The 14,401-nt window shown below is 71.4% G+C and carries 12 protein-coding genes and 1 pseudogene; 9 read left to right on the top strand and 4 right to left on the bottom strand.

Features of this window, described 5'->3' with window-relative positions; translation table 11 throughout:
• Positions 1-22: 22 nt before the first annotated feature.
• The 3 genes from polA to O7623_RS08370 all read left to right on the top strand — a co-directional run bounded on the left by polA (position 23) and on the right by O7623_RS08370 (position 5,207).
• On the top strand, positions 23-2,710 hold the full coding sequence (polA, locus tag O7623_RS08380) for a DNA polymerase I (protein ID WP_282228033.1): 2,688 nt from the start codon (positions 23-25) through the stop codon (positions 2,708-2,710).
• Between the two features lie 74 nt (positions 2,711-2,784).
• A complete protein-coding gene (locus O7623_RS08375) occupies positions 2,785-4,398 on the top strand; it encodes a peptide chain release factor 3 (protein ID WP_282228032.1) in 1,614 nt (537 codons plus the stop codon).
• Between the two features lie 29 nt (positions 4,399-4,427).
• On the top strand, positions 4,428-5,207 hold the full coding sequence (locus O7623_RS08370) for a spermidine synthase (RefSeq protein WP_282228031.1): 780 nt from the start codon (positions 4,428-4,430) through the stop codon (positions 5,205-5,207).
• Between the two features lie 72 nt (positions 5,208-5,279).
• On the opposite strand, the gene O7623_RS08365 is transcribed toward O7623_RS08370, so the two are convergent.
• Genes O7623_RS08365 through O7623_RS08350 form a run of 4 tightly spaced genes read right to left on the bottom strand, consistent with a single transcriptional unit; the run spans position 5,280 to position 7,502 of the window.
• Positions 5,280-5,663 (bottom strand): DUF3140 domain-containing protein, encoded by a 384-nt coding sequence (locus O7623_RS08365; RefSeq protein WP_282228030.1) that lies wholly within the window; start codon positions 5,661-5,663, stop codon positions 5,280-5,282.
• A complete protein-coding gene (locus O7623_RS08360; RefSeq protein ID WP_282228029.1) occupies positions 5,653-5,922 on the bottom strand; it encodes a DUF2945 domain-containing protein in 270 nt (89 codons plus the stop codon). Before O7623_RS08360 ends, O7623_RS08365 begins: the two co-directional genes overlap by 11 nt.
• 49 nt (positions 5,923-5,971) lie before the next feature.
• Positions 5,972-6,595, bottom strand: coding sequence for a Uma2 family endonuclease (locus O7623_RS08355; RefSeq protein WP_282228028.1), 624 nt, complete (start codon positions 6,593-6,595; stop codon positions 5,972-5,974).
• A 4-nt stretch (positions 6,596-6,599) separates the two neighbouring features.
• The gene (locus O7623_RS08350) at positions 6,600-7,502 is read right to left on the bottom strand and encodes a class I SAM-dependent methyltransferase (protein ID WP_282228027.1); all 903 of its coding nucleotides are present in this window, start codon (positions 7,500-7,502) and stop codon (positions 6,600-6,602) included.
• Positions 7,503-7,935: 433 nt separating this feature from the next.
• On the opposite strand from O7623_RS08350, the gene rpsA reads away from it, so the two are divergent.
• The 6 genes and pseudogenes from rpsA (at position 7,936) to O7623_RS08320 (ending at position 14,396) form a co-directional block, all read left to right on the top strand.
• Positions 7,936-9,459 carry a 30S ribosomal protein S1 gene (rpsA, locus tag O7623_RS08345; protein ID WP_282228026.1) on the top strand — a complete coding sequence of 508 codons (1,524 nt, stop codon included), beginning with the start codon at positions 7,936-7,938 and terminating at the stop codon, positions 9,457-9,459.
• 231 nt (positions 9,460-9,690) lie between these two features.
• Positions 9,691-10,884 carry a dephospho-CoA kinase gene (gene coaE, locus O7623_RS08340; protein WP_282228025.1) on the top strand — a complete coding sequence of 398 codons (1,194 nt, stop codon included), beginning with the start codon at positions 9,691-9,693 and terminating at the stop codon, positions 10,882-10,884.
• A gap of 274 nt (positions 10,885-11,158) precedes the next feature.
• Complete coding sequence (gene uvrB / locus O7623_RS08335) at positions 11,159-13,276, top strand: excinuclease ABC subunit UvrB (protein ID WP_282228024.1); 2,118 nt, start codon at positions 11,159-11,161, stop codon at positions 13,274-13,276.
• A 102-nt stretch (positions 13,277-13,378) separates the two neighbouring features.
• Positions 13,379-13,588 (top strand): annotated as a pseudogene (locus O7623_RS08330) (Scr1 family TA system antitoxin-like transcriptional regulator); the annotation flags it as partial.
• 28 nt (positions 13,589-13,616) lie between these two features.
• Positions 13,617-13,805 carry a DUF397 domain-containing protein gene (locus O7623_RS08325; RefSeq protein ID WP_282228023.1) on the top strand — a complete coding sequence of 63 codons (189 nt, stop codon included), beginning with the start codon at positions 13,617-13,619 and terminating at the stop codon, positions 13,803-13,805.
• A gap of 273 nt (positions 13,806-14,078) precedes the next feature.
• Positions 14,079-14,396 (top strand): PadR family transcriptional regulator, encoded by a 318-nt coding sequence (locus tag O7623_RS08320; RefSeq protein ID WP_282228022.1) that lies wholly within the window; start codon positions 14,079-14,081, stop codon positions 14,394-14,396.
• The last annotated feature ends 5 nt before the right edge of the window (positions 14,397-14,401 follow it).

The raw sequence follows: 14,401 nt of genomic DNA, 5'->3' as shown, positions 1-14,401 counted from the left end.
CCCACGACTAGAGTCGCTTGACGTGACCGACGACGCGCCCCGACTGCTGCTTCTCGACGGCCATTCGCTGGCCTACCGGGCGTTCTTCGCCCTGCCGGTGGAGAACTTCTCCACCAGCACGGGGCAGCCGACCAACGCGGTCTATGGCTTCACCTCGATGTTGATCAACGTGCTGCGCGACGAGCGGCCGACGCACATCGTGGTCGCCTTCGACATCTCCCGCCGGTCGTTCCGCACGGAGCGGTACGCCGAGTACAAGGCCGGCCGTTCGGAGAGCCCGGCCGACTTCGCCGGGCAGGTGAGCCTGGTGCAGGAGGTGCTCGCCGCCCTGAGAATCCCGTACGTCACCAAGGACAACTACGAGGCCGACGACATCATCGCCACCCTGGCCTGCGCCGGCCGCGACGCCGGGATGGACGTGCTGATCTGCACCGGCGACCGGGACGCCTTCCAGCTGGTCGACGACCGGATCACCGTGCTCTACCCGCGCAAGGGCGTCTCCGACCTGGCCCGGATGGACCCGGCGGCAGTCACCGCCCGGTACGGCGTCGGGCCGCAGCACTACCGGGACCTGGCCGCTCTGGTCGGCGAGGCCAGCGACAACCTGCCCGGGGTGCCCGGTGTCGGTCCGAAGACCGCCGCCAAGTGGATCAGCCAGTACGGCGGGCTGGACGGGGTGATCGCCCAGGCCGACCAGATCAAGGGCAAGGCGGGGGAGAGCCTGCGGGAGCGGCTCGCCGACGTGATCCGCAACTACGAGCTCAACTGCCTGGTGGCGGATCTGGACCTGCCGTTGACCCCGGTCGACGCCCGCTGGGCCGGGTGGGACCGGGAGGCCGTCCACCAGGTGTTCGACGCCCTGCAGTTCCGGATCCTGCGGGACCGGCTCTACCAGTACCTCGACGCGGTCGAGCCGGAGGCCGAGGCCGGGTTCGACCTGGCCGGGCAGGTGCTCGGTGCCGGGGCGGTCGCCCCCTGGCTGGCCGCGCACGCGCCGGCCGGCGCCAGCGTCGGCGTCGCGGTCGCCGGCAGCTTCGGCCGGGGTACCGGCACGGTGACGGCGGTCGCGGTGGCGACCGCCGACGGTGCCGCCGCCTGGTTCGACCCCGCCGCGTTGGACGCCACCGACGAGGCGGCGGTCGCCGACTGGCTCGCCGACGGGCAGCGCCGCAAGGTGCTGCACGACAGCAAACCGGCCCGGTTGGCGTTCGCCGCCCACGGCTGGTCGCTGGCGGGCATCGACCGGGACACCGCGCTCGCCGCCTACCTGGCCCGGCCCGACCAGCGCTCCTACGACCTGATCGACCTGGCTCTGCGCTACCTGCACCGGGAGTTGCGGGTCGACGCACCCGACGACGGGCAGCTCACCCTCGACGGCCTCGGGCCGCAGGGCGAGGTCGAGCAGAACCTGATGCTGCGGGCCCGGGCCACCCTGGATCTGGCGGTGGCGATCGACGCCGAGCTGGCCCGCGACGGGGACGCCTCGACCCGGCTGCTCGCCGACGTCGAGTTGCCGCTGGTCGAGGTCCTCGCCGCGATGGAGCAGGCCGGCATCGCCGCCGACACCGAGTACCTGACCGAGCTGGAGGCGGTCTTCGCCGCCGAGGTCAAGGCGGCCGCGCAGGCGGCGTACGGGGTGATCGGCCGGGAGTTCAACCTCGGTTCGCCCAAGCAGCTGCAGGAGATCCTCTTCACCGATCTGGGGCTGCCCAAGACCAAGAAGATCAAGACCGGGTACACCACCGACGCCGACGCCCTGCAGTGGCTGTTCGCGCAGACGGAGCATCCGCTGCTGGCGCACCTGCTGCGCCACCGCGACGTGGCCCGGCTCAAGTCGACCGTCGACGGACTGCTCAAGTCGATCTCCGACGACGGGCGGATCCACACCACCTTCCACCAGACGGTGGCCGCCACCGGCCGGCTCTCCTCGACCGACCCGAACCTGCAGAACATTCCGATCCGCACCGAGGAGGGCCGTCGGATCCGGCGGGCGTTCGTCGTCGGCGCCGGGTACGAGTCGCTGCTGACCGCCGACTACAGCCAGATCGAGATGCGGATCATGGCCCACCTCTCCGCTGACGAGGCGCTGATCGAGGCGTTCAACTCCGGCGAGGACTTCCACGCGGTGACCGCGTCGTCGGTGTTCCAGGTGCCGCTGGAGTCGGTCAGCGCCGAGCAGCGCCGCCGGATCAAGGCGATGAACTACGGCCTGGCGTACGGGCTGAGCGCCTTCGGCCTGTCCCAGCAGCTCGGGATCGCCACCGACGAGGCCCGGGCTCTGATGGAGGAGTACTTCCGCCGGTTCGGCGGGGTCCGCGACTACCTGCAGGCGCTGGTCGCCCAGGCCCGCCAGGACGGCTACACCTCGACGATCCTGGGCCGGCGCCGGTACCTGCCGGACCTGGTCAGCGACAACCGGCAGCGCCGGGAGATGGCCGAACGGATGGCCCTCAACGCACCCATCCAGGGCTCCGCCGCCGACCTGATCAAGGTGGCGATGCTGCACGTCGACACCGCGCTGCGCGCCTCGCCGCTGCGGTCGCGGATGCTGCTGCAGGTGCACGACGAGCTGGTGTTCGAGGTGGCCCCGGGGGAGCGGGCCGATCTGGAGGAGCTGGTCCGTCGCGAGATGGGCGGGGCGTACCCGTTGTCGGTGCCGCTGGAGGTCTCCGTCGGCGTCGGCACCGACTGGCACAGCGCCGACCACTGAGCGGGCGGGACACCGACCCTGGCGGGCAGGGGTCGCCCGGCGGGGCAGCGGCCGCGCTGCGCTAGGGTTCCCAGGTGTCTGCGGCCCCGACGACGAGCACCGGCACCGCCAGCGACGTCACCGCGCAGGCGGCCCGGCGACGTACCTTCGCGGTGATCTCCCATCCGGACGCCGGTAAGTCGACGATCACCGAGGCCCTCGCCCTGCACGCGCGGGCCATCACCTCGGCCGGCGCGGTGCACGGCAAGGGCGACCGCCGTGGCGTGGTGTCCGACTGGATGGCGATGGAGCAGCAGCGCGGGATCTCCATCACGTCGGCGGCGTTGCAGTTCACCTACCGCGACGTGGTGGTCAACCTGCTCGACACGCCCGGGCACGCCGACTTCTCCGAGGACACCTACCGGGTGCTGACGGCGGTCGACTGCGCGGTGATGCTGCTCGACGCCGCCAAGGGCCTGGAACCGCAGACGTTGAAGCTGTTCGAGGTGTGCCGGCACCGTCGGGTCCCGGTGATCACCTTCATCAACAAGTGGGACCGTCCCGGGCTGGAGCCCCTCGAGCTGCTCGACGAGATCGAACAACGGATCGGCCTGCGCTGCACCCCGCTGACCTGGCCGGTCGGCGTCGCCGGGCAGTTCCACGGGGTCGCCGACCGGCGTACCGGTCAGATGGTGGCGTTCACCCGGACCCCGGGCGGGGCGACCGCCGTCGTCGAGGAGCAGCTGCCCGCCGACGAGGCGGCGCAACGCTACGGTGCCGACTGGACCCGGGCGATCGAGGAGCTGGACCTGCTCGCCGCCACCGGCGCCGACCACGACCAGGCCGCGTTCGTCGCCGCGACCACCACCCCGGTGCTGTTCGGCGCGGCGGTCACCAACGCCGGGGTGCGCCAGCTGCTCGACGTACTGGTGGACAACGCCCCGCCCCCGGCCGCCCGACCGGACACCGGCGGCAGCCCCCGGGCGCTGGACGCCCCGTTCTCGGGTTTCGTCTTCAAGACCCAGGCCAACATGAACCCCGCGCACCGCGACCAGGTCGCGTTCGTCCGGGTCTGCTCCGGTCGGTTCGAACGCGGCATGGTGGTCACCCACGCCGGCACCGGCCGACCGTTCGCCACCAAGTACGCCCAGCAGGTCTTCGGCCGCGACCGGGACACCATCGACGAGGCCTACCCGGGTGACGTGGTCGGCCTGGTCAACGCCACCGCGCTCGGCATCGGCGACAGCCTGTACGCCGGCCCGGCGGTGACGTTCCCGCCCTTGCCGTCGTTCGCCCCGGAACACTTCGTGGCGATCCGGGCCACCGACTCGTCGAAGTTCAAACGGTTCCGCCGGGGCATCGAACAGCTCGACGGCGAGGGCGTGGTCCAGGTGCTGCGCTCGGACCGCCGGGGCGAGCAGACCCCGGTGCTCGCGGCGGTCGGGCCGATGCAGTTCGAGGTCGCCACCCACCGGCTGGCCGCCGAGTTCGGGGTGCCGACCGCGGTCGACCACCTGCCGTACACCCTGGCCCGGCGCACCGACGCGGGCAGCGCGGCCGCGCTCAACGCCGCGCCCGGCGTCGAGGTGATGACCCGGGTCCGCGACGGCGAACTGCTCGCCCTCTTCCCCGACAAGTGGCGGTTGTCCACCGTGCGCAACCGCGACCCGGACCTGGTGCTCGAACCGCTGCTCGCCGACGCCCAGTGACCACCGCCCACGCCGACCGGGAGGCCTCGATGCCGGCACGTTTCGCGGAACTGGACTGGCGCGAGACCCCGATGGGGGAGATCAGCCTGCGGCGCCGCCGGGATCCGACGGTCGATCAGGACGTGTACGAGGTGAAGCTCGGCGACGAGTTCCTGATGTCGAGCCTGTTCACCGTCGCCGAAGTGGAGCTGGCCCGACTCGCGCTCGACGCGGCGGGCCGCGGCACCGACGGCGGCATCCGCAGCGGTCCCGCCGGCGACTCCGCTGGCGGTGCTGCCGGCGGCACCGGGCTCGACGTCGTCGTCGGCGGGCTCGGTCTGGGCTACACCGCGGTCACCGTACTGGACGATCCGGCGGTGCGGTCGCTGGTCGTGGTCGACGCGTTGGACGCGGTCATCGACTGGCACCGGCGTGGTCTGGTACCGCACGGTCTGCGGCTCGCCGCCGACCCCCGGTGCCAGCTGCACCACGGTGACTTCTTCGTGTTGGCGGGCGGGCCGACCGGGTTCGACCCGGACGCGCCGGGGCGGCGGTGGCACGCGATCGTCGTCGACATCGACCATTCGCCGACGCATCTGCTGCATCCCGGCCACGCGGACTTCTACCAGCCGGACGGGCTGCGTCGGCTGGCCGACCACCTGCACCCGGGCGGGGTCTTCGCGCTGTGGTCCAACGACCCGCCGGACGACGCGTTCACCGCCCGGCTCGCCGAGGTGTACGCCACCGCCCGCGCCGAGGTGGTCACCTTCGCCAACCCGTTGCAGGGCGGCACCTCGGCCAACACCGTCTACCTTGCGACCCGCGCCTGAGCCGTAGGGCTCACCGCGAGCGAACCCGTGCCGGACGGCGGCCGGTGCGCGCGTGCGGGCCACGGCCTCCGGTCACCCCTTGAGCGGGTCGTGGCCCCAGTTCATCAACGAGTACCGCCACCGGGTGTCGGTCACGTCACCGTCGGGGCGTTGGGCCAGGTGGCGGTGTACGTACCCGACGACCTTGCGCATGTGCGCGTAGTCGTCGTCGGACAGCGCCTCGCGTTTGGACCGCAGCAGGTCGACGATCCGGCGGCCGGAGGCGTGCCCGACCGACTCGCCACCGGCGGCCGAATGCTGACCGGCCTGCTTCGACTCCGGCGTGCGCAGCCACCGCTCCAACTCGCCGGGGCTCATGTTGACCGCCTCGACGAACGCCCGGTACGCGGCAGCGCCGTCGGAGGAACCGGGGCGGGCCGGCCGGGGTCCGGCGGTACGGGTGCGGTCACTCGGCACGGCGCAACGCCTCCGGTTTGTGCACCGCGTCGCGGCCGGACTTGTCGCTGCGGACCCGGTACTGCGGGTGCTCCGGGTCGGCGACCACGGTACGGCCGGCCGCCTCCCGGCGGGAGGTGATCTCCTCCTCGACGGTGCCCGGCACGGTCACCCCGTGGCTGCGCCAGTTGACCCGGTCACCGGGCCGGGGGTGCTCGACCGGGCGGCCGGGCCGCTGCTCGGGACGGTCGCCCTCACGGGGGCGTTTGTTCCTCGCCATGGCGGCCGGGTACCCACCGCTCGGGCGGGCAATCCCGCCCGGACTCCGGCTAAGGAGTGATCTCGGCGATCGGCAGCTTCACCGGGAACGGGGCGTCGAGCTCGAGCAGGTCGTCGGCCTCGGCGACGAGGGCGTACTCCCGCTCGCCGCTGGCACCGGGCCGGTCGCCGAGCCGGTAGGCGTAGATCCGCACCGGGTCCTGCTCGACCCGCCAGTAGTGGCCGATGCCGACGGCGGCGTACCCGGCGGGTTTGTCGAACCGGTCCCGGCGGCGGGTCGCGGGGGAGACGACCTCGACGACCAGCAGCACCTCGTCGGGAGTCAGGTAGTGCCGGTCGCGGCTGCCCTCGGCCCGGTGCAGCAGCACGTCGGGTTCGTAGGTGTTGCGTGGCCCGACCGCGACCCCGACCGCCTGGGTGGCCCGGTAGCCGTCCGGCGCGTGCCGGCGCAGCCAGGCGCAGAGCAGAAACGAGATGTCCTGGTGGTCGAGAGTGGGGGAGGGAACCACGGTGAGGACTCCGTCGAGGAGTTCGACGCGGGGGGCGTCGGCGGGCAGGGCGAGGACGTCTTCGATGCTGTAGTCAGCCAGCTGCTGCCGGACCGGGTCCGGCTGCCACGGTGCGGTCCACGCCCCGCCGGACGCTGCGGCAGGATGGATCGGCTCGGCGCTCACCCGGTCAGCGTACCGCCGCGGCGGTGGTGGCGAGGGCCGCCGGCGCGGCGGCGGGCTTGTCCGCGACGAAGATCGCCGTGCCCGGGAAGAGCCGCCCGCGCAGCGGACTCCACTGCCCCCAGATCTGCTCGTGCCCGTCCGGCCAGGGCGGTTCGACGACGTCGCGCAGGGCGAAGCCGGCGGCGACGAGTTCGCGGACCCGGTCGCCGACCGTACGGTGCTGCTCGACGTAGCTGGGGGTGCCGTCGTCGTCGGTCTCCACGTACGGCCGTCGGTCGAAGTAGGAGTGCACCGCGACCAGGCCGCGCTCGCCCGGGTCGTCGAGGAAGATCCAGCGCATCGGGTGGGTGACGGCGAAGACCCAGCGCCCGCCGGGGCGCAGCACCCGGTGCACCTCGCGCATCACGGCGGCCGAGTCGGCGACGAAGGGCACCGCGCCGAACGCGGTCCAGACGGTGTCGAAGGCGGCGTCGACGAAGGGCAGTGTCAGCGCGTCGGCCTGGACCAGCGGCACCGTGACACCGGTCCGGTCGGCACCGGCGACGGCCTGGCGCAGCATGCCCGCCGACAGGTCCAGCCCGACGGGGTGGGCGCCCTGGCCGGCGAGCCACCGGCTGCCCCCGGCGGCCCCACAGCCCAGTTCGAGGATTCGCCGCCCGGCGACGGTGCCGAGCAGCCCGGCCTCGGCCTCCCGCAGCCCCTCCGGGCACCAGCGCAGGTCGGCGTCGCCGAGGAACTCGCCGTGCTCGGCCTGGTAGGCGTCGGCGTCGGCGTCCCACCAGCGGCGGTTGGCCTGACGGGCCTGAGCGTCGGTGACCGGCCGTCTGGTCACTCTGGGTTCGTTCGGAGCGGTGTCCGGGGCGTCGGGATCGGTCCCGGGCCGGTCGGTCGGGGCTGCGGCGTTCACCCCGCAGACGGTACGGCCCCGCCGGAGCTGGGAGCGGTACCGGGTCGACGTGCTAATCTTGACTACCCTCTCGTGGGGTGTGATCTCGATCACAGTGGGAGCGGGAAGTGGTGCGAATCTCCGCCTGTGGGTCCGATTTCTCCCGAGCCCCGAATGCGGCGATCGGATAGCTCCCGGGAGGGCTTGCACGCTGTGGTAATGGAACCGGTAGGCTAGACGATGCGCTCGCGGATCGTGTGCCTCGGCAGGGAGCAGGTCCGCGGTCGGCGGTTACATCCGATGATGGCAGCGGCGGTCGATGATCCCCTCGGTCACGGTCGGTGACGAAGATGTCATCGTCGCGGTGTGCCCGCCGGCGGATCCGTGAGCCACGCCAGGTCACCGCGACGACACGCCAGCTGTGACACCCATCCGATCCGGAGCAACCGCCCACATGACGAGCAGCATCGAGGCCACCTCGAGCGCCCCCAAGGTCACTGTCGACGACCTCGGCAGCGAGGAAGCCTTCCTCGCCGCCATCGACGAGACCATCAAGTACTTCAACGACGGCGACATCGTGGAAGGTACCGTCGTCAAGGTCGACCGGGACGAGGTCCTGCTCGACATCGGCTACAAGACCGAGGGTGTCATCCCCTCGCGCGAGTTGTCGATCAAGCACGACGTGGACCCTGCCGACGTTGTCTCGGTGGGCGATCACATCGAAGCCCTTGTCCTGCAGAAGGAGGACAAGGAAGGCCGGCTGATCCTGTCGAAGAAGCGTGCGCAGTACGAGCGCGCGTGGGGCACGATCGAGAAGATCAAGGACGAGGACGGGGTCGTCCGCGGCTCGGTCATCGAGGTCGTCAAGGGTGGTCTCATCCTCGACATCGGGCTGCGTGGCTTCCTGCCGGCCTCCCTGGTCGAGATGCGCCGGGTCCGGGACCTGCAGCCGTACGTCGGCCGCGAACTCGAAGCCAAGATCATCGAGCTGGACAAGAACCGCAACAACGTGGTCCTGTCCCGCCGGGCGTGGCTGGAGCAGACGCAGTCCGAGGTGCGCACCGAGTTCCTCAACAAGCTGCAGAAGGGCCAGGTCCGCAAGGGCGTCGTCTCCTCGATCGTCAACTTCGGCGCGTTCGTCGACCTTGGCGGGGTGGACGGCCTGGTGCACGTCTCCGAGCTGTCCTGGAAGCACATCGACCACCCGTCCGAGGTCGTCGAGGTCGGCCAGGAGGTCGAGGTCGAGGTGCTCGACGTCGACCTGGACCGCGAGCGGGTCTCGCTGTCGCTCAAGGCGACCCAGGAAGACCCGTGGCGCCAGTTCGCCCGGACCCACGCGATCCAGCAGATCGTGCCCGGCAAGGTGACCAAGCTGGTGCCGTTCGGTGCGTTCGTCCGCGTCGACGACGGCATCGAAGGCCTGGTCCACATCTCCGAGCTGGCCGAGCGGCACGTGGAGATCCCCGAGCAGGTCGTGCAGGTCGGCTCCGACGTCATGGTCAAGGTCATCGACATCGACCTGGAGCGTCGCCGGATCTCGCTGTCGCTCAAGCAGGCCAACGAGGGCTTCGTCGAGGGCGAGGAGCACTTCGACCCGACCCTCTACGGCATGGCTGCCACATACGACAACGAGGGCAACTACATCTACCCCGAGGGCTTCGACCCGGAGACCGGGGAGTGGCTCGAGGGCTACGACAAGCAGCGGGAGACCTGGGAGCAGCAGTACGCCGAGGCCCGTACCCGCTGGGAGGCGCACACCAAGCAGGTGCAGACGGCGCGGGCCGCCGACGCGGACGCCGCCGCCAACCCGACCCCGGCCCCGGTGGCCTCGGCCGGTGGCAGCGGTGGTGGCACCAGCACGTCGTCCTCCTCGTCCAGCTCCACCCCGTCGCGGTCCAGCGAGGAGCCCTCGGGCACCCTCGCCACCGACGAGGCGCTCGCCGCGCTGCGCGAGAAGCTGGCCGGCGGCAAGAGCTGAGTCGACCGGCGGCAGGTGCTGAGCTGACCGGCCGACACCCGTCGGCCTGACCAGCTCCGACGCGAAACCCGGGTGGTCCCGGTGGGCATCAGCCCACCGGGACCACCCGCGTTTCGGGCGATTGTGCCCACGCCACGACGCCGGACCGACGGGTGGTTCCGCGCACGACGCCAGACCGACGGGTGTGCCCCGGTGCGGCGGCACCCGGCGGGATCCGGTTCACTGACTCCCATGCTGACAGTGGGCCTCACCGGCGGGATCGGTGCCGGCAAGAGCGCGGTCGCCACCCGACTCGCCGATCACGGCGCGGTGATCATCGACGCCGACCAGTTGGCCCGTGACGTCGTCGCCCCGGGCACCGACGGGCTGGCCGAGGTGGTCGCCGCCTTCGGCCGCGACGTACTCGCCGCTGACGGCTCCCTGGACCGACCGGCGCTCGGTGCTCTGGTCTTCACCGACCCGGCCGCCCGGTCCCGACTCGAAGGCATCGTGCACCCGAGGGTCCGCCGGCGCACCGCCGAAGCGACCGCCGCCGCGCCGGCCGACGCGATCGTGGTCAACGACGTACCGCTGCTGGTGGAGACCGGGCTGGCAGCCACGTACCACCTGGTGGTCGTGGTGTCTGCGGCCGAACCGGTCCGCGTCGAGCGGTTGACCCGCGACCGGGGGATGACCCACGACGCCGCGCTGTCGCGGATCCGGGCCCAGGCCGACGACGCGCACCGGGCCGCCGCCGCCGACGTCCTGCTCTCCAACGACGGCAGCCGCGACGACCTCGCCGCCGCCGTCGACCGGCTCTGGCGCGACCGCCTGGTGCCGTACGCGGCGAACCTGCACGCCGGCCAACCGGCCGAGCGCGACCCGGTGGCGGTCCTCGCGCCACCGGATCCGACCTGGCCGGCCCAGTACGAGCGGATCGCCGCCCGGCTGCGGCACGTGCTCGGTGCCGACCGGCGGATCGACCACGTCGGGTCCACCTCGGTCCCCGGCCTGCCGGCCAAGGACGTCATCGACGTCCAGCTCACCGTCGACTCCCTCGACGACGCCGACGGTTGCGCTCCGGCGCTGGCCGCCGCCGGGTTCCCCCGGCGGCCCGGCGACTGGTGGGACAGCCCGAAACCGGACCCCGGCGGGGCGTCGTCCACGCGGCGTTGGCCCAAACGGCTGCATGCCAACGCCGACCCGGGCCGGGCGGTCAACCTGCACGTACGGGTCGCCGGCTCACCCGGCTGGCGGTACGCCCTGGCGTTCCGTGACCATCTGCGGGCCGACGAGCGGGAGCGGGCCGACTACCTGGCCGTCAAGCAGGGGATCGCCGCGACCGCGCCGACGACCCAGGACTACGCGGCCGCGAAGGAGCCCTGGTTCGACCAGGCCTGGCCGCGTCTGCGTCGGTGGATCGAGGAGACCGGCTGGCAGCCGTGACCGGAAGCAACTGCTGAGACGTGGGGCGCTCGCGGCGGCCGGGTCACGCGTGGCGTGACGACTACGGATGCGCTCGCCGACTCGCGCCGGGGCAGCTACCCGAACGTCCGGACTTCCGGCGCGCCGGTGTGGGCGCTGCCGATGGTCCGCGCGGCCGCCGCGAGCGGCCTACCCCGTCACGGTATCGCGGGTGAGGCGACCCACACAATGACAATATCGAAGCCGGTCGGCGACCGACCGCGAGATGTCGGACCCACGGCGTACGTTGGTGGGCATGGCGCTCGACATTCCGCGACTCGACGGCCGCTTCCAGGTCGTCAGTGACTACTCCCCGGCCGGCGACCAGCCGGCAGCCATCGATGAGCTTGAGCGTCGGGTGCGTCGCGGCGACCGCCACACCGTGCTGCTCGGGGCGACCGGCACCGGCAAGAGCGCCACCACCGCCTGGCTTGTCGAGCGGCTGCAGCGGCCCACCCTGGTGATGGCCCCCAACAAGACGCTCTGTGCCCAGCTGGCCAAGGAGTTCCGCGAGCTGATGCCGCACAACGCGGTGGAGTACTTCGTCTCCTACTACGACTACTACCAGCCCGAGGCGTACATCCCGCAGACCGACACCTACATCGAGAAGGACTCCTCGATCAACGAGGAGGTGGAGCGGCTGCGGCACTCGGCGACCATGTCCCTGCTGACCCGCCGCGACGTGATCGTGGTCGCGACCGTGTCGGCGATCTACGGCCTGGGCACCCCGCAGGAGTACCTGGAACGCGCGGTCAAGGTCGCCACCGGCGCCGAGCAGGACCGCGACACGCTGCTGCGCCAGCTGGTCGAGATCCAGTACGCCCGCAACGACCTGGCCTTCAACCGGGGCACCTTCCGGGTCCGCGGCGACACGTTGGAGATCATCCCGGCGTACGAGGAGCTGGCGGTCCGGATCGAGTTCTTCGGTGACGAGATCGAGCGCCTCTACTACCTGCACCCGTTGACCGGTGACGTGGTCCGCGAGGTCGACCAACTGCTGATCTTCCCGGCCACGCACTACGCCGCCGGCCCGGCGCGGATGGAGCGGGCGATCCGCGACATCGAGGCCGAGCTGACCGACCGGCTCGCCGAGCTGGAGCGCCAGGGCAAGCTTCTCGAAGCGCAGCGGCTGCGGATGCGGACCACCTACGACATCGAGATGATGCGCCAGGTCGGCTTCTGCTCCGGCATCGAGAACTACTCGATGCACATCGACGGGCGCGACTACGGCAGCCCGCCGCACACCCTGCTCGACTACTTCCCGGACGACTTCGTCACCGTCATCGACGAGTCGCACGTGACCATCCCGCAGATCGGCGGCATGTTCGAGGGCGACGCCTCCCGCAAGCGGATGCTCATCGACCACGGTTTCCGGTTGCCCAGCGCCGCCGACAACCGGCCACTGCGCTTCGACGAGTTCCTGGAGCGGGTCGGCCAGATGGTGTTCCTGTCGGCCACCCCCGGCACCTGGGAGATGGAGCAGTCGGCCGGCGAGTTCGTCGAGCAGGTGATCCGCCCCACCGGCCTGGTCGACCCGCAGGTCAAGGTCAAGCCGACCAAGGGCCAGATCGACGACCTGATGCACGAGATCCGGCTGCGCACCGACCGCGACGAGCGGGTGCTGGTCACCACGTTGACCAAGAAGATGGCCGAGGACCTCACCGACTACCTGCTGGAGCACGGCATCCGGGTGCGCTATCTGCACTCCGAGGTCGACACGCTGCGCCGGGTCGAGCTGCTGCGCGAGCTGCGCAAGGGCGACTACGACGTACTGGTCGGCATCAACCTGCTCCGCGAGGGCCTGGACCTGCCCGAGGTGTCCCTGGTGGCGATCCTCGACGCCGACAAGGAAGGCTTCCTGCGCAGCGGCAGGTCGCTGATCCAGACCATCGGCCGGGCCGCCCGGAACGTCTCCGGCGAGGTCCACATGTACGCCGACAAGATGACCCCGTCGATGGCGGACGCGATCGACGAGACCAACCGGCGCCGGGCCAAGCAGGTGGCGTACAACGAGGCCAACGGCATCTCCCCGGAGCCGCTGCGCAAGAAGATCCACGACATCCTCGACGACATCTACCGGGAGGCCGACGACACCGACGGCACCCTCGCCGGCCGGTCGGTCGGCGGCTCCGGCCGGCAGATGTCCCGGGGCAAGGGTCCGGTGCCGGAGACCCGCAGCAAGGGCCGGGGCACCGCCACCCCGTCGAGCGCCGGCATGGCCCGCGCCGATCTGGCACAGCTGATCCAGGAGCTCAACGACCAGATGCTGAACGCCGCCCGCGAGCTGCAGTTCGAGCTGGCCGCCCGGATCCGCGACGAGATCTCCGAGCTGAAGAAGGAGCTGCGGGCGATGGACGTGGCCGGCGTCAGCTGAGCCGGTCGCCGGGGTAGAGCTGGGCCAGCTCGGCGCCGGGGCGCTGCTCCTTGGCGGGATCGTTGTTGTCAGCCGCGACGTCTACGGAGACCTCGACATCAACGCCGACACCCTGGCCCGCACCGCGGCAGGAAGTGTTGCGCCGCGAGCACCCGCCGCACCGTCGTGCTGGAGACGCTGACCAGCGACATTCACCTCACCGACGACGAGGACGTGGTCCGCTACGCCCGGATCGGCCGCTGGCTGCAGCAGGCCGCGCTGCCGGTCGACGACAGCCGGGAACTGCTGGCTGAGCTGGCTGCAGAGAGTTGAGCGAACCGACCGCCGGGAGGGGTGCGCCGTGGAGTCGACCCCGACCGAGCCGCTGCGCTGGCGTAAGAGCAGCCGCAGCAACGCCAACGGAAACTGTGTCGAGGTCGCCCTGGCCGGCGGGGTGGTTGCGGTCCGCGACTCCACCGACCCGACCGGTCCACGACTGGCTTTCCCCGCCGCCGCCTGGTGCTCGTTCGTGGACGGCCTGCGCGCCTGACGCTACGCGGCAGGGGTGCTTCAGGAAGCATCAGCCTGACGGCGGCCGGCCGGAAGCTGAACTCTGATTCATCGTGATCCCGCTGAGGGATTTTCGATCCCTCAGCGGGATCACGATGCAAAGGTGTCACCCCCCGGAGGTCCGGGCGACCTCCTCGCCAAGCTGACGACCCTGATCCGGTTCCAACCGTCGAGTCTCTCCGTGGCGTCGCTGAACAGTCCGGCTCGGTCCCGCACTGGACGTGGCTGTGTGCCACACAGTACTGTGTGGCACATGGTTGGCGACAGGCTGGAGCTTGAGCTGCGCCGGGGCGTTGTCGTCCTGGCGGTGCTGTCACAGCTGGGCGAGTTCCGCTACGGCTACGAGCTGCGCCAGTCGCTCTCCGACAACGGCCTCCCGATCGAGGAGGGGACGCTCTACCCGCTGCTGCGGCGGCTGGAGAGCCAGGGCGTCCTGGTCAGCGAGTGGCGGACCGAAGGGCAGCCACGCCGCTACTACCGCCGCAGCCCCGCCGGCGAGGAGCTGTACGCCCGGCTCAGGGACTCGTGGCATGGGATGAACGAGGCCATGGGCCAGCTACTGAAGGGGTGACGGGT

Origin of the sequence: Solwaraspora sp. WMMD791 (assembly GCF_029581195.1) — a bacterium.
Classification (GTDB): Bacteria; Actinomycetota; Actinomycetes; order Mycobacteriales; family Micromonosporaceae; genus Micromonospora_E.
Note: the sequence above shows the minus strand (reverse complement) of the source record. Positions and strands in the feature narration are given on the sequence as shown.

Bases quoted from the DNA above. Each gene is read 5' to 3' on its own strand.
- O7623_RS08370 (WP_282228031.1), top strand. From the start codon at position 4,428: ATGCCGGCACGTTTCGCGGAACTGGACTGGCGCGAGACCCCGATGGGG.
- O7623_RS08360 (WP_282228029.1), bottom strand. From the start codon at position 5,922: ATGGCGAGGAACAAACGCCCCCGTGAGGGCGACCGTCCCGAGCAGCGG.
- rpsA (WP_282228026.1), top strand. From the start codon at position 7,936: ATGACGAGCAGCATCGAGGCCACCTCGAGCGCCCCCAAGGTCACTGTC.
- coaE (WP_282228025.1), top strand. From the start codon at position 9,691: ATGCTGACAGTGGGCCTCACCGGCGGGATCGGTGCCGGCAAGAGCGCG.
- uvrB (WP_282228024.1), top strand. From the start codon at position 11,159: ATGGCGCTCGACATTCCGCGACTCGACGGCCGCTTCCAGGTCGTCAGT.
- O7623_RS08320 (WP_282228022.1), top strand. From the start codon at position 14,079: ATGGTTGGCGACAGGCTGGAGCTTGAGCTGCGCCGGGGCGTTGTCGTC.